Source organism: Streptomyces sp. NPDC042336 (genome assembly GCF_055581985.1).
This window is the reverse complement of record NZ_JBVJEA010000001.1, coordinates 721,423-743,750: the sequence shown is the minus strand read 5'-3', so window position 1 is coordinate 743,750 and position 22,328 is coordinate 721,423. Positions and strand designations below refer to the sequence as shown.

The window sequence follows — 22,328 nt, the reverse complement described above, 5'->3', positions numbered from 1 at the left end:
CAGTCTCCCGCGCATGGTCAGCGGGCCTTGATGTCGACGATCCGCCACCGGTCGTCGTCGAGCCGGGCCGTGACGGTGAGCTGGGCCGCCGCGGTGGTGGCCTTGCCCTTGTTCCGGTGGGAGGTCTGGTCGAGGAAGACCAGCAGACGGGCACGGTCGCCGTCGAGTTCGATCACTCCGGTGCGCACGGCGCGGGTGCTCAGGGTGACGCGCTGCTCGGTGAGGTCGTCGCGGACCCGGGCGAAGAGGGTCTCGTACTGGCGGGCGGCGCGGCCGTCGAGGACGGTGTTCGCGGAGCGTTGGGCGGCCGCGGTGCCGTCCGGCGTGTAGGAGAAGATCCGGGCGAGGGCGTTGCCGACGTCGCCCGCGACGCGTGAGGTGGCCCCGGTGTCGGTGAGCGCGTGGTTCCGGGCGGGCGCCTGTGACCCCAACTGGTGGGCGGCGTAGAAGAATCCGCAGCCGCCGAGGACGAGGACCGCGGCGGTCCCGGCCAGGGCGACCTGCCGCAGCCGCCCGCCCGGCCCACGGCGGCCGGGCACTTCGCCGAGCCCTTCGCCGGAGGCGCCCCCGGCGGACGCCACGCTCCCGGACGCCACGCTCCCGGACTCGGCGGTCTGCGGCTCGGCGGGCGCGTCGGCAAAGTCCGCTCCCGGGGCCGGGGCCGGGTCCGGCTCCGGCTCCGTGTCGGGCCCGGGGGCACCGCCCCTGCGCGGCAGCCACGTCGGTGTCATCACTCCTCGGCCTTCCCTTCCGCCACCGGTACGGCGCTCAGTGCCCGCACCTTCCACTCCCCCTCGCCCGTGCGGGCCAGGACCGCCTCCAGGCGCTTGCGGTCGGTGGACGGCTTCTTCGCCCCGGCGGGGGTGACCTGGACGCGCACCGTGGCGATGAGCTTGGCCGTGCCGGACCGCGTGTCGAGCGCGGTGACGGCGGCCTCGGTGACCGTGCCGCGCGCCGAGGTCCCGGCCGCCGCCTCGGTGTCGCCGAGTTCCTCGCGCAGCGGCCCGGTGGAGACGGTGCGCCAGTCCCGGATGCTCCGCTCGGCCCGCTGCCGGGTGGTGGCGTCGAGCGTGGTGAGTACGGCGATGCCGTCCCGCCCGTCGGCGAGCGCCTCGTCCCGCTGGCGGCCGTAGGCGAGCGCGTCGTCGGTGCGGGCCTGCGCGTATGTCCACGCGCCGGTGCCGCAGACGCCGAGGGCCAGCACGAGCCCCGCCCCGGTGAGGATCCGGGCCCGCCTCATCGGGTGCTCCCGGAATCCGGGGCGAGGAGACCGGCCAGGCCGGCCGGTGCCTCACCGCGCTGTCCGGGCAGGGCGAGCGCGCCGGGCAGGTCCGGGGTGCCGTCCTTGGCCGGGGTGGTCCGGCCGCTGCCCGAGGGCAGGGAGCCGGGTGTGGCCGGTTCGGGCACCGCGCCGCTCTTCGGGGCGTTGGCCGAGCCGCGCACGTTCTTCCCGCTCGACGCCGGGGCGGTGCAGGCCGCGTCGGTGTTGAGGGCGGGCGCGGTGCCGAGGTCGAGACCGTTGCGGTAGCGCGTGCCGCCGTAGCCGTCGGTGCAGGGCAGGGGGCTGAAGAAGGTGACGGCCAGGCCGAGGTCCAGCTTGCCGCCGTCGACCGCGGTGGCGCCGGCGGAGACGGCCGCCGGGTACTTCACCAGCAGTTCCTCGATGCCGCGCTGCCGGGTGACGGCGACCTCGGAGGTGGTCAGGAGGTTGGCCAGGACGACGCCGAGGCTCGGGTCGAGGTCCCGCAGCAGGCCGCTGACCTGGGTGGCGGCCTCGGGGGTGACCGCGAGGAGGCGGCGCAGATCGGCGTCGGAGCCCTTGAGCGCGGCGGCCAGGTCCTTCGCCCCGACGGCGAAGTCGCGGATGGCCCGCGACTCCTGGGCCTGGGTGCGCAGGACGGTCTCGCCGTCGTTGATGAGCAGGGTGGTGGACGGCAGGGCGCGGTCGGCGGCCTCGACGAAGTCGCTGCCGCTGTCGAGCAGCACCTGGAGGTCGTCACCGTGCCCTTCGAAGGCCTTGCCGAACTCGTCGACGACCGTGCGCAGGTCCTCCAGCGGGACCGAGCCGACGAGGTCGTCGACGCTGGTGAGCACGTCGGTGACGGGTGCGGGCACCTCGGTGTCGGCCTGGTCGATGCGGGTGCCGTCGGCCAGGTAGGGGGAGCCGTCGCTCTCGGGCCGCAGGTCGACGTACTGCTCGCCGACGGCGGAGAGCCCGGCGACCACGGCCTTGGTGTCGGCGGGGATGCGGGGTGCGGACTTCTTGATGCGGAGTTCGGCGACGACGCCCTCGGCGGTGAGGTCGATCGGGCCGACACGGCCCACCGAGACGCCCCGGTAGGTCACGTCCGAGTGGGTGAACAGGCCGCCGGTGCTCGGCAGTTCGACGTCCACGGTGTAGTAGTCGGCGACGCCCACGTACCGGCCGAGGTCGGCGTAGCGGATGCCGAGGAAGGAGAGGGCGAGGACGGCGATGAGCAGGAAGGCGAGGTTCTTCAGCCGTACGGCGAGGGTGATCATCCGTGCTCACCCCCCGACGCGGTACCGGACGTCGCCCCGGCCCCGGACACCGAGGGCAGCGGCAGGGGCGAGGCGGAGCCCCGCCGCCCCGAGGACCGCTTCTCCGCGGCCGGGTCCGGCCCGCCCTGCGCCGTCGCGGACGCGGACGCGGACGCGGACGGCGAAGGCGTGCCCGGAGACACGAGCGGCGGGATCACCTCGGTCCCCGGCACGGCGACCATGCTCAGATACGTGTTGAGGTAGTCGCCCTTCACCCCGCGCAGCACCTCGTCGGTGAACGGGTACGTCAGCAGCACCTGGAGCGAGTCGGGCAGGTCCGTGCCCGCGTCGGCCAGGGCCTTCAGCGTCGGTGCGACGGCCTTGAGGTCGGCGATCATGTCGTCCTTGCTCGCGTTGACGGTGGAGACGGCGACGCCGGACAGCGTGTCGAGGGAGCGCAGCATGGTCAGCAGGGAGCCGCGCTGCTCCTCCAGCGTCTTCAGTCCGGGCGAGAGGTCGGTGAGGACGGTGCCGACGTCGTCCTTGCGGGTGGCGAGCGTCGAGGAGAGCCGGTTGACGGCGTCGAGGGCGTCGGTGATGTCTCCGCGGTGGTCGTCGAGGTCGCCCACCAGGGTGTTGACCCGTCTCAGCATGGAACGGACCTCGGGTTCGCGGCCGCCGAGCGCGGCGTTGAGCTCCCGGGTGATGGTCTTGAGCTGGTTGACGCCGCCGCCGTTGAGGAGCAGGGACAGCGCGCCGAACACCTCCTCGACCTCGGTGTTGCGGCTGGTGCGGGACAGCGGGATGACGCTGCCGTCCGTCAGCCGGCCGGTTCCGGTCTCCTTGGCCGGCGCGACGAGCTGGACGTACTTCTCGCCCAGCAGGCTGGACTGTTCGAGGCGCGCGGTGGCGTCGGCGGGCAGCCGCACCTTGCCGTTGATCTCCATGGTGACGCGGGCCGACCAGTCGTCCTCGCCGAGTTCGATGCCGGTGATCCGGCCGACGGCGACGTCGTTGACCCGTACCGCGGCGTGCGGGACGAGGCTGAGCACGTCCTGGAGTTCCGCGGTGACGGTGTAGGGGTGGTCGCCGAGGTCGGCGCCGCCGGGCAGCGGCAGGTCCTCGATGCCGTCGAAGCCGCTCGGTACGACGGTGACCCCGCCGACGGTCAGGGCGAGGGCGAGTCCGACGGCGACCAGGCCCCCGGCGGTGAGGCCCGCTGCCCGGCCCGCGCCGATCCTGCCGCGCCTCATCGTCCGGCCCCCTTCTCCGTCTTGTCCGCATCGGCCGTGCCGCCGGCCGCACCGGCCACGGGCAGCGGCAGCAGCGGGCCGCCGCCGCTGATCTCGTTGAGGTTGGCGCGGCCGTCGAGGGTGCGGGTGTCGGGGTTGTAGGCGTTCACGACGTTGTCGGCGGCCAGCGGTGCCACGTCCAGCGCCTCGGCCAGCGAGGCGCGTTGCTCGACCAGGGTCCGGGTGATGGGGACGAGCCGGTCGACGTTCTTCCTCAGCTCGCCCCGGTTGTCCTCGATGAAGGTCTTGACCTGGCCGAGGGCCTTGCCGAGTTCCTCCAGGGCGCCGGTGAGGTCGTCCTTGTTGTCGGCGAAGAAGCTGACGACCTCGTCCAGGCGTTCCTGCGCGGTGCGCACGTCGGTGTCCTTGTTCTTCAGCATGGTGGTGAAGGTCTGAAGGCTGGAGAGCGTCTTGAACAGGTCGCCGCTGCTGCCGTCGAGGGTCTTGGCGGCCTTGCCGAACTCCTCGACGCCGTCGCCGATGGCCTCACCGTTGCCGTCGAGGTTGTCGGCGCCGGTCCTCAGCAGGTCGGACAGGGCGCCGTCGGCGTTGGCGCCGTCCGGGCCGAGGGCGTCGCCGAGTTCGGTGATCGAGTCGTAGATCTGGTCGATCTCCACGGGGACGTGGTTGCGGGAGGCGGGCAGGACGGCGCCGTCGGCGAGGGCGGGGCCGTTGCGGTAGGCGGGGGTGAGCTGCACGTACCGGTCGGCGACGACGCTGGGCGCGACGACGACGGCCCGCGCGTCCTCGGGGACCTTGATCCCCTCGTCCAGGCGGAGGCCGACGCGGACCCGGGTGCCCTCGGGCCGCACCGACTCCACCTCGCCCACCCGCACCCCGAGGACGCGCAGGTCCGAACCGGCGTAGACGCCGATGGCGCGGTCGAAGTACGCGGTGACGCGGGTGCCGTCGGCTTCGAGGGCCCGGGCGGCGACCAGGCCGCCGGCGGCGAGCACCACGAGGGCGAGCAGCCCGGTGAGGATCTTTCGGCGTCGGGTCATCACTCACCGCTCCCCTGGGCCGCCGCGGGCTGTTTCGGCGGTTGGCATCCGGTATCGGGCTGGGAGGTCGCGGGCAGGTAGTCGCGGGGCACGACGCCGCACAGGTAGCTGTCGAACCAGCGGCCGTTGCCCAGGGTGTTGCCGACCAGGCGGTAGTAGGGGCCGACCAGCGCGAGGGTCTCGCCCAGCTGGGTGTTGTTCTTCTCCAGGACGCTGGTGACGCGGCCGAGCGCCTTGAGGGTGGGGCCGAGCTGCTTCTCGTTGTCCTTGACCAGGCCGCCGAGTTCGGTGCCGAGGTCCTGGCTGCCCTTGAGCAGGGCGCTGATGGCGGTGCGGCGGTCGCGCAGTTCGCCGAGCAGCGGGCCGCCGTCCTCGATGAGGGTCTCGAAGCTGGACTTGTTGTCCTCCAGCGTCTTGGTGAACCGGGCGCTGCCCTTGAGGAGTTCGGAGAGCTTCGCGTCGCGCTTGGAGAGGGACTTCGACAGGTCGGACAGGCCGGTGGCCGCCTTGCGCACGTGCGGCGGGGAGTCCTTGAAGGTGTCGGAGATGGTCTCGAAGCTCTCCGCGAGCCGGCCGGTGTCGATGTCGTCGACGGTGCCGCTGAGGTCCTGGAATGCCTGGGTCACGTCGTAGGGGGAGGTGGTGCGGGCGAGCGGGATGCGGCTGCCCGGGTCCTGGCGGCCGGAGCCGAGCGGGTCGAGCGCCAGGTACTTGTCGCCGAGGACGGTCTTGATGGCGATGGCGGCGGTGGTGCGGTCGCCGAGCCAGGCGTCCTCGACCTCGAAGGTGACCTTGACCTTGGCGCCGTCGAGCGCGACGCCGGTGACGCGGCCGACCTTGACGCCGGCGATGCGCACCTCGTCGCCCTCGTCCAGGCCGGCGGCCTCGGAGAAGTCGGCGCTGTAGGTGGTGCCGCCGCCGAACGGCAGCCGGTCGACGTTGTAGGCGAGCAGGGCGATCAGGGCGATGACGAGCAGCCCGGCGACGCCGACGGCCACGGGGTTGCGTTCCTTGACCGGCCTGATGCGAGGGCGCTTCATCCGTGGCACCTCGATTCGGTGATCGCGATGCCGGTCGGCGGCTTCGAGCCGTCGGAGGTGGTCACTGCGCTCACGCGCGCCTCGCAGAGGTAGAGGTTGAACCACGATCCGTAGGAGGACAGGCGGGCCAGGGCGGTCATCTTGGCGGGGGTCTTCTCCAGGAAGTCCTCGATCTGCGGGGTGTGCTCGCCGAGACCGGCCGAGAGCCGTCCCAGTTCGCGGATGTCCTTCTTGAGCGGCGCCCGTCCGTCCTGGAGGAGGTCCGCGGTGACGGTGGTCAGGTCGCCCATGGCGGTGACGGCCTCGCCGAGGGGTTTGCGGTCCTGGTTGAAGCCGCTGACCAGTTGCCGGAGGGTGACGACGAGGTCGTCGAAGCCGTCCTCGCGGTCGTTGAGGGTGTCCAGGACGGTGGTGAGGTTGTCGACGACCTGGCCGATCACCTTGTCCTTGGCGGCGACGGTCGTGCCGAGCGAACCGATGTGGCGGATCAGGCTGTCGACCGTGGCGCCCTCGCCCTGGAGCACCTGCACGATCGATCCCGCGAGTTCGTTGACGTCCTTCGGGGAGAGTCCCTCGAACAGCGGCTTGAAGCCGTTGAAGAGCAGGGTCAGGTCGAGCGCGGGCGTGGTGCGCTCCAGCGGGACGGTACCGCCCTCCGGGAGGCTGCCGGTGAGGTCGCCGCTGCCGCGGGCGAGGGAGACGTAGCGCTGGCCGACCATGTTGAGGTACTTCACGGCGGCGGTGGTCGACCGGGGCAGCCTGCGGTCGTCGCGGACGGTGAAGGTGACCTGCGCGGTGCGCCGGTGCACCACGCGCACGTCGGTCACCTCGCCGACGGTCACCCCGGAGATCCGCACGCTGTCGCCGTCGGTGAGGCCGGTGACGTCGGTGAACAGGGCCTTGTAGGTGCTGGTGCCGCCGCCGGAGTCGACGCTGGTGCCGGCGACGCTCAGCCCGAGCACGGTGGTGGCGAGGGCGGTGACCACCACGAAGACGAGGGACTTGACCAGCGGTCCGGTCAGCGGGCGGCGCCGGGTGTGGGCGTGGTCGGCGCCGGTCATCCGAGGGTCACCTCCGTACCGCGGTAGACGGGGCCGACGAGCAGGCTGCTCCAGTCGGGCAGGTCGCCGGGGCTCTTCCCGGCGGCGGGGGCGAGGAGTTCGTTGACGAGGTCGTTCTCCTGCGGGGAGTTGGCGGGCCCGAGGTCCTGCTCGGCCGCGGGGGCGGCGGCCCGGGCGGTGGGCCGGGGCAGGGCGCCCAGGTAGGGCACGGAGGGGCAGCGGGGCCCGCCGCCGGAGTCGTACACCGGGCTGTCGCGGCCGGGCCGGTAGGCCCCGCGCGAGGCGACGCTGGTGACGTCGACGTGGATGCCGGGCCGGTCGGTGCCCTTGCCGAGCGCCTTGTCCATGGCCGGCACGAAGTCGGCGAGGGTGCGCAGGGTGCAGGGGAAGGCCGAGGAGTACTCGGCGAGCAGTTCCAGGGTGGGGCGGCCGGTGTCGCCGAGCCGGATGATGTTGTCCTTGTTCTTGCGCAGGAAGGCCGTCACGTCCTCGGCCGTCCGAGTCGTGGACCCGAGGGTGGCGGCGAGTTCCGCCTCCTGCTCGGCGAGGGTGCCGCTGGTGGTGGTGAAGTCGGTGAGCGCCGTGATGACTTCGGGCGCGGCGTCCGCGTAGACATGGCTGACCTTCACGAGTTCCTTGAGGTCACGGTTGAGGGCGGGCAGGTTGGGGTTGAACTCGGCCAGGTGCTCGTCCAGCAGGCTCAGCGTCTCGCCGAGCCGTTGTCCGCGGCCTTCGAGGGCCTGCGAGACGGCGGACAGGGTCGCGGAGAGCTTCTGCGGCTGGACGGCGGTGAGCATCGGCAGCACGTCGTCGAGCACCTGCTGGAGCTCGATGGCGTTCGCGGACCGGTCCTGGGGGACGACGGCCCCGGCGGCCAGGGGTTCGGGCGAGGGGTCCGCGGGCGGGACGAGGGCCACGAACCGTTCGCCGAACAGGGTGGTGGGCAGCATCTGGGCGCGGACGTCGGACGGTACGTCGTCCAGCGCGCCGGGTTTCATGGCGAGGGTGAGCCGGGCCCCGTCGCCGGTTGCGTCGATGGCGCGGACCTCGCCGACGACGACCCCGCGCAGCTTCACCTCGGCGCCCGGGTGCATCTGGTTGCCGGCGCTGCCGGTCTCGACGACCACCGGGTCGGAGTCGGTGAACTTCTTGTCGTAGACGGCGACGGCCAGCCAGATCAGCAGGGCGGGCACCAGCACGAACACCACTCCGGCCAGCCGGTGGCGCAGGGTGGATCCCTTCGGTCCGCTCATCTCACCCCGCCACCTTCACGGTCGTGGTCGCGCCCCACAGGGCCAGGGACAGGAAGAAGTCGGTGACGCTGATCAGCACGATGGCGTTGCGCACGGACCGGCCGACGGCCACGCCGACCCCGGCGGGTCCGCCGGAGGCGCGGTAGCCGTAGTAGCAGTGGGCGACGATCACCATCACGCTGAAGATCAGCACCTTCAGTACGGACAGCAGCACGTCCGTCGGCGAGAGGAAGAGGTTGAAGTAGTGGTCGTACGTCCCCCGGGACTGCCCGTTGAACAGGACGGTCACGTAGCGGGAGGCGAGGTAGGAGGAGAGCAGCCCGATGGCGTAGAGCGGGATGATGGCGACGACGCCGGCGATGATGCGGGTGGTGACGAGGTACGGCATGGAGCGGATGCCCATGCCCTCCAGCGCGTCGACCTCCTCGTTGATGCGCATGGCGCCGAGCTGGGCGGTGAAGCCGGCCCCGACGGTCGCGGAGAGGGCGAGTCCGGCGACCAGGGGCGCGATCTCGCGGGTGTTGAAGTAGGCGGAGACGAATCCGGTGAAGGCGGCCGTGCCGATCTGGTCGAGGGCCGCGTAGCCCTGGAGTCCGACGACGGTCCCGGTGAAGAGCGTCATCGCGATCATCACGCCGATGGTGCCGCCGATGACGCCGAGGCCGCCGGAGCCGAAGGCCACCTCCGCGAGCAGGCGCTGCACCTCCTTGAGGTAGCGGCGCAGGGTCCGCGGGATCCACAGCAGCGCCCGGACGTAGAAGAGGAGTTGGTCGCCGGAGCGGTCGAGCCAGACGAGCGGGGAGGCCATCGACCTCAGCCTCCCTTCGGCGGGACGATCTGGAGGTAGACGGCCGTCATCACCATGTTGACGAAGAAGAGCAGGAGGAAGGTGATGACGACGGACTGGTTGACGGCGTCGCCGACGCCCTTGGGGCCGCCGCGCGGGTTGAGGCCGCGGTAGGCGGCGACGATGCCCGCGATGAACCCGAAGACCAGCGCCTTGAGTTCGCTGACGTAGAGGTCGGGAAGCTGGGCGAGGGCGGAGAAGCTGGAGAGGTAGGCGCCGGGGGTGCCGCCCTGCATGACGACGTTGAAGAAGTAGCCGCCGAGGATGCCGACGACGGAGACCAGGCCGTTGAGCAGGACCGCGACGCCCATGGCGGCCAGGACCCGGGGCACCACCAGGCGCTGCACGGGCGAGACGCCCATGACCTCCATGGCGTCGAGTTCCTCGCGGATCTTGCGGGAGCCGAGGTCGGCGCAGATGGCCGAGCCGCCGGCCCCGGCGATGAGCAGGGCGACGATGAGCGGGCTGGCCTGCTGGACGACGGCGAGGACGCTGGCGCCCCCGGTGAACGACTGGGCGCCCAGCTGCTCGGTCAGGGAGCCGACCTGGAGGGCGATGACGGCGCCGAAGGGGATCGAGACCAGGGCGGCGGGCAGGATGGTCACGCTGGCGACGAACCAGAACTGCTCGACGAACTCGCGGAACTGGAAGGGTCTTCGGAAGACGGCCCGGGTGACCTCGGCGGCGAGTGCGAAGAGCCGCCCGGTCTGCCGCAGCGCGCCGGTGATCACGCGCCGCTCCCGGCGGCGGGCATCGGCAGGGTGGCCGCCTCGGAACTCTTCGCGTACGTCTCGCGGATGGCGGACCGGGCCGCGGGCGGCAGCGTGTCGATCATGCCCATGACACGCTCGCGTCGGCGGGCGACGGCCCGGCGCGGCGGCAGGCCCGGCGACGGCTCCAGCTGCGGCACGATCTCCCGGGGTGCGGCCGGGGCCGCGGGGGCGGCGTCCGCCTCGGCGGCGAGGGTGGCCGCGTCCTTCTCCTCGGACATCCCGATGGGTCCCTCGCGCCGGCCGCCGAGGAACTGGGCCACGACCGGCTCGTCACTGGTGAGCAGCACCTCGCGCGGGCCGAAGGTGACGAGTTCGCGCAGGAAGAGCATCCCCATGTTGTCGGGCACGGTGGCGGCGATGTCGAGGTTGTGGGTGACGATCAGCATCGTCGCGTCGAGCTGGGCGTTCAGGTCGATCAGCAGCTGCGAGATGTAGGCGGTGCGGACCGGGTCGAGCCCGGAGTCCGGCTCGTCGCACAGGATGATCTGCGGGTCGAGGACGAGCGCGCGGGCCAGCCCCGCCCGCTTGCGCATGCCTCCGCTGATCTCTCCCGGAAGCTTTCCCTCCGCGCCCAGCAGCCCGACGACCTCGATCCGCTCCATGACGATGCGGCGGATCTCGGACTCCTTCTTGCGGGTGTGTTCCCGCAGCGGGAAGGCGATATTGTCGAAAAGGGACATGGAGCCGAAGAGGGCGCCGTCCTGGAACATGAGACCGAACAGTTTCCGGGTCTCGTAGATGTCTCTTTCCGGACTGTTCACCATGTCCACCCCGTTGATGAGGACACGGCCCTTCTCGGGTTTGAGCAGTCCTATCAGCGACTTCAGGAAAACGGTCTTACCGGTTCCGGACGGGCCCAGCATCACGCTGACCTCTCCGGCCGGAAGAGTGAGTGACACGTCCCGCCAGATGCTCTGCTTACCGAAGGACTTGGTCAGGCCCTCGACCACCACTTCGATTCCCATATCACCTCCAGCGGACGCCGATCGGATACGCGCTGCGGGCCCGCACGTTAAGTCGGCACGGAGCGCACTGACAACGGGTGCGGCACGGATCACCGGCACCCCGGTGGAACTTGTCACCGCGCAGACAACCCGCCCGCCCCGCACTTGTCTCCGGGGAGACAGGGCGGGGTCTCGCGGTTCCGGGGGGTGTGGATCCCGCGGGACCCCGCCGGCGGACACCCCGGCCCGACGGGATGAAGGGCCCGGACACGTCCGCCATGGCTCCGGCCGACGGGGGCCACCGACCTGGAACCGAGCACCGCACCGGCACGTTACGGCCGGGTAACCTCGACGGGCAACACCGGAATCGGAGTTTTCCGGGATACCGACTCCGGTCATCCGGAACCTGTCAGGGAGGGCACAAGAACCACTCGGTAACTTGTCATCGGATGAGCACGGGAACCCCGGCGCGTGCGACGGTCACGGGTCGGGAGCGGCACGGGCGGGACGTTTCGACCTTGGCAGCAGATGACTAAGCCGAATCGCGTTTCACTCACCCCGGAAACAGCTTGTTCCACTTTTCAAAGAATCATGGACTTCCGCATTGTTCGGCTATGTTTCCGGCGAGTAACGTCACGGCGCAATGCAGGTCAACCCTCAAGGAGTCCGAGTCATGAAGAAGAGCATCAGAAGGTCGGCCCTCGTGGTGTGTGCGGCCGCGTCGGCGCTCGGCCTCGCCGCCGTCCCCTCCTCGGCGGTGCCCTCCACGGTGTGGACGGTCAACCCCTCGCCGGCCGCCTTCAAGGCCGTGAACGTCGGCAACATCGTGCTCACCGCCACCATCCCCATGACGTGTACGACCTCGAACGCCACCGGGACGATGGCGAGCGCCACCGGCAACCCCGGGGACGTCGCCGACATCACCACGATGAACTTCGGCGCGTCCGGCTCGCCGTGCACCAGCGTCCTGGGCAACGTCACCACCACCTCGGTCACCCCGTGGGACGTCATCGCGGTGGACTACAACGCCTCCACCGGTGTCACCAAGGGCTACGTCGGCAACGTCAAGGCCAACGTGACCGCCGGCGCCTGCAAGTTCACGGTGACGGGCAAGGCCTCGGGCACGTACACCAACTCCACCGGCGTCCTGGCGATCAACAGCACCGCCGGTGAACTGACGGTCACCAACCCCGTCAACTGCGGCGCGATCGTCACGACCGCCACCAAGCCCACCTTCAAGGGCAACTACGCCGTCACGGTGGCCAGCACCGGCGCCATCCCGACCATCGTCGGCTCCAACCCGTAGGCCGCCGACCAGCCCTGTCCGCCCGGCCGGCACCCCGGCCGGGCGTTCGCGGGCCCCGTGCCGCGCCCGAGAGGACCGGCCTCCCGTCCGAGCCATCCGAGCGGAGTCGCATGACAGCCAAGCCAGTCGCCGCCCCGCGGCCGTCCCGGGCCCGGGCCCGGACCACGTCGATCGCCGCGTTCGTCGTGCTCGCCGCCCTGGTGCCGACCACGGCCACCGCCTCGGGCACCCAGGAGGTGGAGGCCGAGTTCCCCTACGTCTGCACCCTCCCCTCGGGGCGACTGCCCGCGACGGTGCGGGTCTCGGCGGACTTCCCGGAGCGGGCCGGGGCGGGCGAGGCGTTCACGCCGTCCGACGTCACCACCACCGTGGAGCTCCCGGCGGAGGCGGTCGCGGACCTCACCGCGCGCGACGCGGCCGAGGTACGGGCGGCCACCCGGCTCACCGTCGGCGTCGCCCAGAACGCGGCCACGGCCACGGCGACCTGGCGGGGCGGCTCCGAGCCGGTCACGCTGCCCGCGTCGGGGCCGCTGACGCTGGTCGCGCGGGGCGAGGTCCCCTCGGTGGCCGGACGGAGCGACGGCGACCTGACGTTCTCCGCGGGCGCCCTCGCGATCGACCTGGCGCTCGGGGCGGCCGACCCGGCCACCGCGGACCCCGGCTCGCTGACCGTCGACTGCGCCCTCGCCGAGGACGCGCCCGGCCAGGGGCTGCTGGCCACCGTACCGGTCGGCACGGACGTCCCCGGGGCGAGCGGCTCGCCCTCCCCGTCCGGGTCCCCGCCGGCCTCGGAGCCGGCCGGGGAGGGGCAGCGGGAGGCACCCGGGGACCGGACGCGGGAGCGGCAGTCCGAGCGCTCGCCGGAGGTGCTGGAGAACACCCCCGGCGCCGCCGTGGACCGCGACGACGTCCCGCCGTGCCGCTACGACGAGCAGCACCCGCCCACCTCGAAGTCGCTCAACGCCTACATCACCGGCTACACCAACGTGCGGAAGCAGAAGGCCGCCTCGTACCTGCCGCCGTCCTGCATGCTGATCGAACAGGGCGACCCCGTGGCGGGTCCGCTCGACCCGGAAGCCCTCGTCTTCGACACCGTGTCGTGGGGCGACTTCAGTTACCGGGGGCGCAAGCAGACACCGCCGTTCCGGAGCACCTTCCTGTCCTTCGACTTCGTTCCGGTGACCGCCACCATGGTGCTGGAGCAGACGGGCCCCGTCAGGATCGACTCGCGTCTGAAGTTGTACCTCCTGGAGGGTCTGACGACCATGGACACCTATGTCCGGGCTCCGTTGGTCCTTCATGTGACCTCCCTCGAGGTCAACGGGACGCCCCTGGACGTCGGTCCGGGGTGCCGTACCGAGAAGTCCCTCAGCTCCGTCGACCCGGACCCCGCGAACTTCCCCGGTGACCACCTGGTGCTGTTCGGGCGCGGCGAGCAAGTCACCGGCCAGCCGGCCACCGGCTACCAGCTCACCTCCGGCGGTGTGCTGTCCGGCGAGGCGACCATCCCGGCCTTCACCGGCTGCGGCACCGGCGGCGAGGACCTCGACCGGTTGCTCACCGCCTCCGTGTCCGGCCCCGGCAACTACATCAAGCAGGTCCAGGGGCAGACGTGCGCGGTCATGAACGTCAACCCGTTGGAGTGCACCGAGGACCTCCAGCCCGCCCAGATCCCCGTCGCCGAGCGCTGACCCGGCGCCCCACCCCACCCCTCCCACCTCCACGGAAGGCCACCACCATGCCCCGGATCTCCACCCGCACCCGGCTCGCCACCGTGTCCGCGCTGACCGCGCTCGGCGCCTTCGCCTCGCTGGGCACGGCGACCGCGGCCGACCCCGCGCTGAACGGCGAGTGGGCCCCCTTCACCCGCTGCCCCGTGGACGCCCCGGCGATGCTGGCGGCCGACGGCTTCGAGAAGACGCCGCAGTGTGTGGTGTCCACCTCGGCGAGCGGCTCCATCAAGCTGGGCGACACCACCGTGACGACCGGCAGGACCAACCTCCAGATGGGCGTCGTGCAGAACGCGGACGGCACCAGCAGCGTGGTCGCCCCCGCCTCCGGCGCGCTGGTGGCCGAGCCCGCCGCCGTGCCCGGCGGACTGCTCGGTCTGATGTGCCCGAGCGACATCTTCGTGATCACGGGCATCTGCAAGTCGCTGGAGAACTCCAGCCTCAACAAGATCACCGCGACCATGGAGTCGGTCGGCGCGCCCTACGCCTTCGACCAGACCGCGGGCGTCCTCACCGACCAGCCCATCGTCGCCCTGCCGGTCCGCATCCATCTGGAGAACCCGCTGCTGGGCGACAAGTGCTACATCGGTACGGCCGCCAACCCGATCGTGCTGCGCCCGGAGAACCGCACCTACCCCGAGTTCGGCATGACCTTCTTCCGGGGCGACGGCACCGAGGACGCGGCCGGCGAGATGAGCCGGATCAACCTCACCGGGGCCACCCAGAACGACAGCACCTTCGCGGTGCCCGGGGCCACCGGCTGCGGCCTGAACGTCGGTCTGATCAACGCCGCGGTGAACGCGAAGACCCGGCTGCCCTCCGCCGCCGGGAACAACAGCCTCACCCTGAACGACACCCGGACCCACCTCACCGGCCTCAACGCCCCTGGGACGGTCGTCCCCGACGCCGGCAAGGTCCTCTCGAGGAACTGGCACTCCGCCGCCAAGTAGCCCTCACAGCAAGGGGGTTGGCGACGTACACAACCGTGACACGATTCCTCCCCAAGAGATGTACAACACAACAAAGTTGATTTACCGTCTGCTTGCCAGACCGGTGAACGACCAGTGGGCCGGTCCAGGCTCCGCCCGCCGAGGGCGGGGCCCGGTCGGCCCACCCACCGGACATGTCGACGGCAAGGGATCACTCATGCCCTCAATCGCGCGTCCCTCGGTGCTCGGTGAACCGCTCGACCCCCTGCCCAAGAAGTTCGCGGCCTTCATGCGCCCGCTGCTTCCGGGGCTGCTGAACGAGATCCGCACCGAGGTCACCCGCAGCTATCCGGTCTACGGCAGGCTGCTCAACGGCCCGGACGGGGACGCGATCCGCCAGGGCGTCGAGCAGGCGCTGACCGCCTTCGTGGACCGGGTGGCCGACCCCTCCAGCAGTTCGGAGCTGCGGGACGAACTGCTGCGCAGGTTCGGCCGGGTGGAGGCCTACGAGGGCCGCGACCTGGAGGTCCTCCAGGGCGCCTACCGGCTCGGTGCCCGCATCGCGCTGCGCCGGGCCAAGACGCTGGGACGGCAGTACAGCCTCTCCCCCTCGCTGATCCTCGCCTTCGCCGACGCGCTCTTCGCCTACGTCGAGGAACTGGAGGCGATCACCCGCGAGGGGTACGCGGAGGTCCGGGAGCGGGCCGCCTCCGAGGAGTCCGCGTTACGAAGACAGTTACTCCACTTCCTCCTGGCGGCCTCGCCGCTGCCCCGCACGGCCGTCTCCGAACTGTGCAAGGCCGCCGCCTGGGAGCTGCCCCGGTCGTGTTTCCTGGTCGCCCTGCGGTCCCCGGCGCCGGAACACATCCAGGCGGGCCTCGACCGGGACGTCCTCGCCGACCTCGACATACCGCAGCCGCACCTGCTGGTGCCCGGGGATCTCACCCCCGCCCGCCTCGACATGATCCGCACGGCCCTGGCCGGCACCCGCGCCGCGGTGGGCCTGACCGTGCCGGTCGGCCAGGCCGCCGACTCCGTCCGCTGGGCCCGCCGGGTGCTGCAGCTCGTCGACGACGAAGTCCTGCCCGACGCCCCGCTGCTCCGCTGCGAGGACCACCTGACGACCCTGTGGCTGCTGTCCGACTCCGCGCTGGTCGACCGGATCGCGGCCCGTGAACTGGCCCCGCTCGACGCGTTGCCGGCCAGGCGGCGCGACCGGCTCGTGGAGACCCTGCGCGTGCACGTGTCCACCCGGGCGCCCGCGGAGCAGGTCGGCGAGATGCTGGGCGTGCACGCGCAGACCGTCCGCTACCGCCTGCGGACGCTGGACACCTATCTGGGCGACCGGCTCGCCGACCCCGACCACCGCTTCGCCATTGAGGTGGCCCTCCGTTCGCTCCACCTGCGCGGGCACGACGACACCGAGTGAGGCCTCGGGCGGGTCGGGCGCGACCGTACCGGTGTGCGGCTCAGTACGCCACGGGCCAGCCGCTGCTCCAGTCCAGGAGGTTGATGCCGAGCTTGGGCGTGCCGTTGTCGTTGCCGTCGTAATAGTGGTAGACGATCAGGTCGCCGTCCACGTCGTTCATGATCGACTGTCCGCCGGGGCCGATGACGCCGCCGTGCGACTCCAGGACCGGTGTCCCGCCGTTGTCCGTCATCGCGACGCCGTTGCGGTCCCGGTAGGGCCCGGTGGCGCTCGTCGCCCGGCCGACCCTGACCTTGTAGGTGGAGCCGGTGCCGGCGCAGCAGGTGTCGTACGAGGCGAAGAGGTAGTAGTACCCGTTCCGCTTGACGACGTACGGGGCCTCGACGGCCTTGGTCCCGGTCGGGCGGGAGGCGAGGGAGCGGCGGGCGGTGTCGGAGGCGTGCTGCTTGCCGGTGGCCGGGTCGATCCGGATCATCTTGATGCCGGTCCACCAACTGCCGAAGGAGAGCCACCACTTGCCGTCGTCGTCGACGAAGAGGTTCGGGTCGATGGCGTTGTAGTCGTCGGCGGAGCCCGAGGTGTAGACGATGCCGCGGTCGCTCCAGCTGCCCGGCGCTCCGGTGGTGGAGACCGCGAGCCCGATGGCGGAGGTGTTGGAGCCGAAGGACGAGACGGAGTAGTACATCAGGTACGTGCCGCCGTGGTAGGAGATGTCCGGCGCCCAGGCCTCCGGGACGGAGGAGTAGCGGGACCACCAGCCGGGCCGGGAGCCGAAGGCGTCGGCGCCCGCGGCGAAGGCGGTGCGGTCCGTGGACGCCTTGCTGCTGATGCCGCCGCCGGTGGCGTAGAGCCGGTACTGCCCGGACGGGGTGCGGATCATCGTCGGGTCGTGGGTGACGACGGAGCCGGTGACCCGGCCGGGGTTCGGGTAGGCCGACGCCGCGGAGGGGACGAGGGCGAGCAGGGCGGCGGCGGGGAGGACGAGGAGTGCGGCTCGTCTGCGGCGCATGGGGGGCTCCTGTTCCACATCGTGTTCCGTATGTCGAACAACGGTCGTGTTGTCGGACGTTGCGCAGTGACGGAACCTAGGATCGAAGCGCTTGCGCGTCAATGGCCCGGGCACGGGCGGCGGCCGATGTCCGGAAAACACCGGGTGTCGAAGATGGCCGGGGCGTGAATTCGCACCGGACAGTCACCGTGGCCGCGCCCGCTTCGGCCCCTCCCCCGTCACCATGGCCTCCCATGCCACCGTCCTGAGGGGGAGCCGGGCGTGAGTCTGTCCTGGGGTTCCGTGGCCGCCGTCCTGGGCCTGGCCGTGCCCGTCGTGGCCGCGCTGTGGGAGTTCGTGCTGGCGGGCCGCAAGCGGCTCGGCTACCGCGTCCAGTTGGACACCACGATCCGTGACTCGGCCGCCTCGGGGCCCGACACCACGGTGCTGCAGCGCATGCAGTGGGACGGCACCAGCCTGCGCGACCCCTCGGTCGTGCTGCTGCGGATCGAGAACGCCGGCTGGAGCCCCGTCGTCGCCGGTGACTACGTCGCTCCCGCCAGCGACCCCGTGGGCATACGCATCGCCTTCCCCGGCCGCCGCGTGGTCGGCATGACCGTCACCGAACGCAGCCCGCAGGTCCCGCCCACCTTCTTCGTACCGGGGGCCGAGGGCTTCGAGACCACGGGCCGGGAGATCAGGCTGCCCAAGGTGATACTCAACCGCCGGGCCCACTACAAGGTCCTGGCGGTCCTGGACCGGGAGGAGGGCTTCACCGAGCCGGAGTTCCCCGAGGCGGAGGTCACCGCGGGGGTCGTCGGCGGGGTGCGCGGCGGGAACATCAAGAAGACCGCGTACTACCCCTTCGCCTCGCGCCAGGTCCGCTGGCTGCTCGCCTCGCTCATCCTGGTGAGCGCCACCCAGTCCGCGTTCACCCTGGCCGGGAGCGACGAGGCGGCCGCGCCGCTGGACTGCGCCGCCGGGACCCTGCACCTGTCGGGCTCCACGGCCTTCGCGCCGGTGCTGAGGGAGGCCGCCAGGCAGTACGAACGGACCTGCCCGGACGCCCGCATCCCGCTGACCGCCACCTCCTTCAAGGGCAGTGTCGACGGGCTCGACACACTCGCCGCGGCCGGTGCGGGCGCCCGGCTCCCCGACGGCCGGGGCCTGGGCGACCGGCTGGCGTTCAGCGACGGACCGAAGTCCGACGGCCGCCCGCGGCTGCTGCCCAGGCCCGTCGCGCTGTCCCTGTTCACCCTGGTCGTGCACGAGGACGCGGGGGTCGAGGACCTGTCCCTGAAGCAGGTGCGGGACATCTACGCCGGGCACGTCACCAACTGGAGCCAGGTCAAGGGCAACGACGTCCCCATCCACCTGGTCAGCCGGAACCCCGGCTCGGGCACCCGCACCACGCTCGAACGGCAGGTCCTCGGCGGCCGCCCCCTCCCGGCGGTCACCACGCCCGACTGCGCCGGGCTCGACCGGGGCCGGCCGGGGCGCTGCGAGGTGGGCGGCACCGGGACGCTGCTGGACACGGTGGCCTCGACCCCGGGGGCCCTGGGGCACAGCGAGGTCGGCGCCGCCGCCGCGCACGACCACGTCCGGCAGGTCCGCATCGACGGCTACCCGGCCACCCTGGAGGGCGCCGACCAGGGGGCGTACCCGTACTGGCAGACGGAGATCGCCTACACCTACGGCGAACCGCCGGCCGACTCCGTAGCGGCGGGCTTCCTGCGCTACCTCGCCGACGAGGTCGGCAAGGACGTCATCCGCTCCAAGGGCCACCGCCCCTGCGCCGAGCTGGACAAGCCGCTGCTGTGCCGGCCGGACGGCACGCCCGCCGGGAGGTGACCCCGCGAGTTGCCCGGCGGCGGGACCGCGGGCTCCGCTTCGCGGGCCCGGCCTACGGGTTCTCCCAGGCCGCCGGTTCGGCCGCCAGCTCCCGCACCGGGGCCGGCAGCGCGTCCGCCGCGAGGTCCGCGATCGTCACGCCCTCCAGGATCCTGCGCACGTTGGCGCGCAGCGCCACCCACAGCGGCAGCAGCGGCCCCGCCGTGCCCGTGTACACCAGCCCCGTCGGCCGTTCCCCGCGCACGGAGACGATCGGGCCGTCCACCGCCCGGATCACGTCCGCCACCGTGATGGCCGCCGCCCCGCGCGCCAGCCGGTACCCGCCGCCCCCGCCGCGCCGGCTCTCCACGACGCCGCCGCGCCTGAGGTCCCCGAGGATCCCCTCCAGAAATTTGTGCGGAATGTCCTGCGCGGCGGCCACGTCCTCCGCCTTGACCGGGGCATCGTCCTGCCGGACGGCCAGTTCCAGTACCGCCCGTACCGCGTAGTCCGCACGCGCCGAGATCCTCATGCCGACCATTGTGGCGCGCGCTGGGACAATGGCCCGGCACAGGCGTCCCGCGCAGCTGACGGGACCAGAGGTACGCGCGCAACAGGAGAGGCTCCCTTGGAGCTCAGCAGGCCCAGCAAGCTCGGCAGACGAGCGTTCAGCGCCCTCGCGGGCACCACCGTCCTCGGTCTCGCGCTCGGCGGCAGCGTGAGCAGCGCGGCGCTGCCCGCCTCCGGCGCTCCGGGCCCCGTGCCCACCGGGCCGCCGCCCGGCCCGCCCGGCGCCGACGGCCGGCGCCACCGGGTCGCCCTGGACCGGTACTCCCTCCTGGTGGACGGCAGGCGGCTGGCCCTGTGGTCCGGCGAACTGCACCCCTTCCGGCTGCCGAGCCCGTCCCTGTGGCGGGACGTGCTCCAGAAGATGCGGGCGTACGGCCACAACGCGGTCAGCGTGCGCCTCGCCTGGAACCAGCACTCCCCCGCCCCGGGCAGGTACGACTTCACCGGCGTCCGCGATCTCGACCTGTTCCTGCGCACGGCCGCCGAGTGCGGTCTGTACGTCGTCCTGCACCCCGGCCCGTACATCGGCGCCGACGTGGACGCGGGGGGCCTGCCCGGCTGGCTGACGACGGCCGAGGGGCGGGCCAGGACCACCGACCCCGCCCATCTGCGCCACGCCGACGAATGGCTGGGCCGGGTCAACGCGATCGCCGCCCGGCACCAGTTCACCCGGGGCACCGGCACCGTGCTGCTCTACCGGGCGGACACCCCCGGGCGCGCCGGCCTGGACCACCTGCGCGAGCGGCTCGGCACCGACGGCATCGAGGTGCCGCTGCTGCACGCCGGCTCCCCGCTGGCCTGGCAGGAGCCGGAGCGGACCCGGGACGCCGCCGAGGCGCGGCGGGCCCACCTCGACCGCGTGGCGCGGGGCGGCACCCTGCACAACGTCCGCATGGCGTTCGGCGGCACCTCGTGGGGGTGGCTGCCCGCGCCGTCGGCACCCTCCCCGACGTACGACCCCACCGCGGCGATCGACGAGGCGCGGCGGCCGACGGACAAGCTCGCGCCGCTCCACCAGATCGGCCACCTCCTGCGCCACGTACCGGACTTCACCCGCATGACCGAGGCACGGGCGGTCCGGGCGGCGGATCCCCGGATCCGGGTGCGGCACCTGGCCAACCCGGACACCGGCGCGCACGCCTACGTGCTGCGCAACGACTCCGCCGCCGACGTCACCTCGAAGCTGCCGATGGGCGGCACCGACGTGGAGGTCACCGTCCCGGCCCGGGACGCCAAGCTGTTCGCCACCGGCCTCCACCTGGGCGCGGGGCGCAAGCTCGGGTACGCCACCGTGCAGCCCATGCTGTCGCTGAGCGTCGGGAAGCTGGACATCGCCGCGTTCGTGGGACGGGCCGGTGAGATGGCACACCTGGTCCTGGACTGCCCGGACGAGCCGTGGCCGACCCGGCTGGACGAGGAGGCGGCCTGGGCCTTCGACCGCGGCCGGCTGCACGTGACGGTGCCGCTCGCCCGGGACCGGCTGACCCGGGTGCGGGTGCGCAGCGGCGCGTCCGACCGCACCCTGCTGCTGCTCTTCGCCGACGACGCCGCCTCCCTGCGGCTGTGGCCGTACGAGACCCCGTCGGGCCGGGTCCTGGTGCGCGGCCCCGAGCTGCTGCGCGAGGCCGTCCTGGACGGCGCGACCGTCCGGCTGACCGGTGACACGGTCGACGAGCGTGAGCTGGAGGTGTGGGCACCGCCCGGCATCACCGACATCACCTGGAACGGCGAGCCGGTGCAGTCGGGCCTGGGCCGCGCCCTGAGCCTGATGACCGTGTGGCCGCTGCCCGGAGTGCCCGACCTGGTGCTGCCCGCGCTCGACGGCTGGCGGCGGCGCACGGAGAACTTCGAGTCGCGGCCCGACTACGGCGACGAGGGCTGGACGGTCGCCGACCGGCGCACCTCGCACGGCACGACCCCGGTCCCCGACGGACAGCCGGTGCTCTTCGCCGACGACTACGGCTTCCACTACGGCGACGTCTGGTACCGCGGCCGCCTCAGCGACGCCTCGGGCCTGGAGTCGGTGTCCCTGTCGTACCGCACGGGCGCGCACGGCCTGCTGATGGCCTGGCTGGACGGGGAGCCGCTGGGCACGCACCGCGTGGACCGGTCCGGCGGGCGGAAGGACGGCGCGGGCACCTGGACGGCCACGGCGGACTTCCCGCTGCCCCGGTCCCTGCGCGCGGCGCTGCGCGGGCGGAGCGGCGAGGGCGCCGCGCCCGTCCTCTCCGTCCTGGTCCGGCGCACGCAGCACGACCAGGACGCGTACCGGTCGGCCCGCGGGCTGGCGTCGGTCCGCTTCGAGGGCGCCTCGCCCGAGGTGCGCTGGCGGATCATGGGCGCGGCCGCCCCCGACCCGGTGCGCGGGCCGCTCAACACCGGTGGCCTGTACGGGGAACGCCACGGCTGGCACCTGCCCGGGTACGACGACGGCGCCTGGGAGCCGGCGTCCCCGGCGGCTTCCCCGGACGGGGACCGGCACCAGGGCGTGACCTGGTACCGGACCACGTTCCGCCTGGACGTCCCGCCGGAGACCGACGCCTCGGTCGGCCTGGTCCTCGACGGCGCCCCGGACCGCGACGTGCGCGTCCAGGTCTTCCTGAACGGCTGGAACATGGGCGAGTACGCGGGCGGCCGCGAAGGCGCCCCGCACACCTTCGTGCTGCCGAACGGCATCCTGCGCACCCGCGCCGCCGCCAACACCCTGGCCCTCGCGGTCCTGTCCGGCGGCGACACTCCGTCGGGCCCCGGCCCGGTGCGCCTGGAGCTGCTGGGCCGCGCGGCCGGAGGGGTACCGGTCAAGCCCGTTCCCTCCCCGGCCCGGCCCCGCGGGTGA

At 72.5% G+C, this 22,328-nt stretch carries 19 protein-coding genes; 6 read left to right on the top strand and 13 right to left on the bottom strand.

What is annotated here, in order from left to right; all coding sequences use genetic code 11:
• Positions 1 to 17: 17 nt before the first annotated feature.
• The 11 genes from ACZ6IM_RS03405 to ACZ6IM_RS03355 are packed head-to-tail and all read right to left on the bottom strand — an operon-like array spanning position 18 to position 10,731.
• Entirely contained in the window at positions 18 to 731 is a 714-nt protein-coding gene (locus tag ACZ6IM_RS03405; RefSeq protein WP_052842382.1) for a nuclear transport factor 2 family protein, read from the bottom strand.
• Positions 731 to 1,240, bottom strand: coding sequence for a hypothetical protein (locus tag ACZ6IM_RS03400; RefSeq protein ID WP_052842383.1), 510 nt, complete (start codon positions 1,238 to 1,240; stop codon positions 731 to 733). Before ACZ6IM_RS03400 ends, ACZ6IM_RS03405 begins: the two co-directional genes overlap by 1 nt.
• Positions 1,237 to 2,520: an MlaD family protein gene (locus ACZ6IM_RS03395; protein ID WP_052842384.1), complete on the bottom strand. Its 1,284-nt coding sequence runs from the start codon at positions 2,518 to 2,520 to the stop codon at positions 1,237 to 1,239. Before ACZ6IM_RS03395 ends, ACZ6IM_RS03400 begins: the two co-directional genes overlap by 4 nt.
• Entirely contained in the window at positions 2,517 to 3,752 is a 1,236-nt protein-coding gene (locus ACZ6IM_RS03390) for an MCE family protein (RefSeq protein ID WP_469554025.1), read from the bottom strand. Before ACZ6IM_RS03390 ends, ACZ6IM_RS03395 begins: the two co-directional genes overlap by 4 nt.
• Positions 3,749 to 4,792: an MCE family protein gene (locus ACZ6IM_RS03385; protein ID WP_052842386.1), complete on the bottom strand. Its 1,044-nt coding sequence runs from the start codon at positions 4,790 to 4,792 to the stop codon at positions 3,749 to 3,751. The genes ACZ6IM_RS03390 and ACZ6IM_RS03385 overlap by 4 nt, the downstream gene beginning before the upstream one ends.
• Complete coding sequence (locus tag ACZ6IM_RS03380) at positions 4,792 to 5,832, bottom strand: MCE family protein (protein WP_052842387.1); 1,041 nt, start codon at positions 5,830 to 5,832, stop codon at positions 4,792 to 4,794. The genes ACZ6IM_RS03385 and ACZ6IM_RS03380 overlap by 1 nt, the downstream gene beginning before the upstream one ends.
• Positions 5,829 to 6,893 carry an MCE family protein gene (locus ACZ6IM_RS03375; RefSeq protein ID WP_052842388.1) on the bottom strand — a complete coding sequence of 355 codons (1,065 nt, stop codon included), beginning with the start codon at positions 6,891 to 6,893 and terminating at the stop codon, positions 5,829 to 5,831. Before ACZ6IM_RS03375 ends, ACZ6IM_RS03380 begins: the two co-directional genes overlap by 4 nt.
• Complete coding sequence (locus tag ACZ6IM_RS03370) at positions 6,890 to 8,146, bottom strand: MCE family protein (protein WP_469554023.1); 1,257 nt, start codon at positions 8,144 to 8,146, stop codon at positions 6,890 to 6,892. The genes ACZ6IM_RS03375 and ACZ6IM_RS03370 overlap by 4 nt, the downstream gene beginning before the upstream one ends.
• Before the next feature lies 1 nt (position 8,147).
• Entirely contained in the window at positions 8,148 to 8,954 is an 807-nt protein-coding gene (locus ACZ6IM_RS03365) for an MlaE family ABC transporter permease (RefSeq protein WP_052842390.1), read from the bottom strand.
• Positions 8,955 to 8,959: 5 nt separating this feature from the next.
• The gene (locus ACZ6IM_RS03360) at positions 8,960 to 9,724 is read right to left on the bottom strand and encodes an MlaE family ABC transporter permease (protein ID WP_052842391.1); all 765 of its coding nucleotides are present in this window, start codon (positions 9,722 to 9,724) and stop codon (positions 8,960 to 8,962) included.
• Positions 9,721 to 10,731 carry an ABC transporter ATP-binding protein gene (locus ACZ6IM_RS03355; protein WP_052842392.1) on the bottom strand — a complete coding sequence of 337 codons (1,011 nt, stop codon included), beginning with the start codon at positions 10,729 to 10,731 and terminating at the stop codon, positions 9,721 to 9,723. Before ACZ6IM_RS03355 ends, ACZ6IM_RS03360 begins: the two co-directional genes overlap by 4 nt.
• Before the next feature lie 652 nt (positions 10,732 to 11,383).
• Here ACZ6IM_RS03355 and ACZ6IM_RS03350 point away from each other — a divergent pair.
• The 4 genes from ACZ6IM_RS03350 to ACZ6IM_RS03335 all read left to right on the top strand — a co-directional run bounded on the left by ACZ6IM_RS03350 (position 11,384) and on the right by ACZ6IM_RS03335 (position 16,104).
• The gene (locus tag ACZ6IM_RS03350) at positions 11,384 to 12,016 is read left to right on the top strand and encodes a hypothetical protein (RefSeq protein WP_052842393.1); all 633 of its coding nucleotides are present in this window, start codon (positions 11,384 to 11,386) and stop codon (positions 12,014 to 12,016) included.
• A gap of 110 nt (positions 12,017 to 12,126) precedes the next feature.
• Complete coding sequence (locus ACZ6IM_RS03345; RefSeq protein WP_469554021.1) at positions 12,127 to 13,707, top strand: DUF6801 domain-containing protein; 1,581 nt, start codon at positions 12,127 to 12,129, stop codon at positions 13,705 to 13,707.
• A 47-nt stretch (positions 13,708 to 13,754) separates the two neighbouring features.
• The gene (locus ACZ6IM_RS03340; RefSeq protein WP_469554019.1) at positions 13,755 to 14,696 is read left to right on the top strand and encodes a hypothetical protein; all 942 of its coding nucleotides are present in this window, start codon (positions 13,755 to 13,757) and stop codon (positions 14,694 to 14,696) included.
• 196 nt (positions 14,697 to 14,892) lie between these two features.
• Positions 14,893 to 16,104 carry a PucR-like N-terminal domain-containing protein gene (locus ACZ6IM_RS03335; RefSeq protein WP_052842396.1) on the top strand — a complete coding sequence of 404 codons (1,212 nt, stop codon included), beginning with the start codon at positions 14,893 to 14,895 and terminating at the stop codon, positions 16,102 to 16,104.
• A gap of 40 nt (positions 16,105 to 16,144) precedes the next feature.
• Here the strand turns inward: ACZ6IM_RS03335 and ACZ6IM_RS03330 are convergent, their stop codons facing one another.
• Positions 16,145 to 17,113 carry an arabinan endo-1,5-alpha-L-arabinosidase gene (locus tag ACZ6IM_RS03330; protein ID WP_469554017.1) on the bottom strand — a complete coding sequence of 323 codons (969 nt, stop codon included), beginning with the start codon at positions 17,111 to 17,113 and terminating at the stop codon, positions 16,145 to 16,147.
• A 261-nt stretch (positions 17,114 to 17,374) separates the two neighbouring features.
• On the opposite strand from ACZ6IM_RS03330, the gene ACZ6IM_RS03325 reads away from it, so the two are divergent.
• Positions 17,375 to 18,943, top strand: a complete 1,569-nt coding sequence (locus ACZ6IM_RS03325; RefSeq protein ID WP_052842398.1) for a substrate-binding domain-containing protein — start codon at positions 17,375 to 17,377, stop codon at positions 18,941 to 18,943.
• Positions 18,944 to 18,995: 52 nt separating this feature from the next.
• Here ACZ6IM_RS03325 and ACZ6IM_RS03320 read toward each other — a convergent pair whose 3' ends face one another.
• Entirely contained in the window at positions 18,996 to 19,454 is a 459-nt protein-coding gene (locus tag ACZ6IM_RS03320) for an Rrf2 family transcriptional regulator (protein ID WP_052842431.1), read from the bottom strand.
• 96 nt (positions 19,455 to 19,550) lie between these two features.
• Here ACZ6IM_RS03320 and ACZ6IM_RS03315 point away from each other — a divergent pair, with 96 nt between their 5' ends.
• Positions 19,551 to 22,328: a beta-galactosidase gene (locus tag ACZ6IM_RS03315; protein WP_052842399.1), complete on the top strand. Its 2,778-nt coding sequence runs from the start codon at positions 19,551 to 19,553 to the stop codon at positions 22,326 to 22,328.

Bases quoted from the DNA above. Each gene is read 5' to 3' on its own strand.
- ACZ6IM_RS03405 (WP_052842382.1), bottom strand. From the start codon at position 731: ATGACACCGACGTGGCTGCCGCGCAGGGGCGGTGCCCCCGGGCCCGAC.
- ACZ6IM_RS03400 (WP_052842383.1), bottom strand. From the start codon at position 1,240: ATGAGGCGGGCCCGGATCCTCACCGGGGCGGGGCTCGTGCTGGCCCTC.
- ACZ6IM_RS03395 (WP_052842384.1), bottom strand. From the start codon at position 2,520: ATGATCACCCTCGCCGTACGGCTGAAGAACCTCGCCTTCCTGCTCATC.
- ACZ6IM_RS03390 (WP_469554025.1), bottom strand. From the start codon at position 3,752: ATGAGGCGCGGCAGGATCGGCGCGGGCCGGGCAGCGGGCCTCACCGCC.
- ACZ6IM_RS03385 (WP_052842386.1), bottom strand. From the start codon at position 4,792: ATGACCCGACGCCGAAAGATCCTCACCGGGCTGCTCGCCCTCGTGGTG.
- ACZ6IM_RS03380 (WP_052842387.1), bottom strand. From the start codon at position 5,832: ATGAAGCGCCCTCGCATCAGGCCGGTCAAGGAACGCAACCCCGTGGCC.
- ACZ6IM_RS03375 (WP_052842388.1), bottom strand. From the start codon at position 6,893: ATGACCGGCGCCGACCACGCCCACACCCGGCGCCGCCCGCTGACCGGA.
- ACZ6IM_RS03370 (WP_469554023.1), bottom strand. From the start codon at position 8,146: ATGAGCGGACCGAAGGGATCCACCCTGCGCCACCGGCTGGCCGGAGTG.
- ACZ6IM_RS03365 (WP_052842390.1), bottom strand. From the start codon at position 8,954: ATGGCCTCCCCGCTCGTCTGGCTCGACCGCTCCGGCGACCAACTCCTC.
- ACZ6IM_RS03355 (WP_052842392.1), bottom strand. From the start codon at position 10,731: ATGGGAATCGAAGTGGTGGTCGAGGGCCTGACCAAGTCCTTCGGTAAG.
- ACZ6IM_RS03350 (WP_052842393.1), top strand. From the start codon at position 11,384: ATGAAGAAGAGCATCAGAAGGTCGGCCCTCGTGGTGTGTGCGGCCGCG.
- ACZ6IM_RS03345 (WP_469554021.1), top strand. From the start codon at position 12,127: ATGACAGCCAAGCCAGTCGCCGCCCCGCGGCCGTCCCGGGCCCGGGCC.
- ACZ6IM_RS03340 (WP_469554019.1), top strand. From the start codon at position 13,755: ATGCCCCGGATCTCCACCCGCACCCGGCTCGCCACCGTGTCCGCGCTG.
- ACZ6IM_RS03335 (WP_052842396.1), top strand. From the start codon at position 14,893: ATGCCCTCAATCGCGCGTCCCTCGGTGCTCGGTGAACCGCTCGACCCC.
- ACZ6IM_RS03330 (WP_469554017.1), bottom strand. From the start codon at position 17,113: ATGCGCCGCAGACGAGCCGCACTCCTCGTCCTCCCCGCCGCCGCCCTG.
- ACZ6IM_RS03320 (WP_052842431.1), bottom strand. From the start codon at position 19,454: ATGAGGATCTCGGCGCGTGCGGACTACGCGGTACGGGCGGTACTGGAA.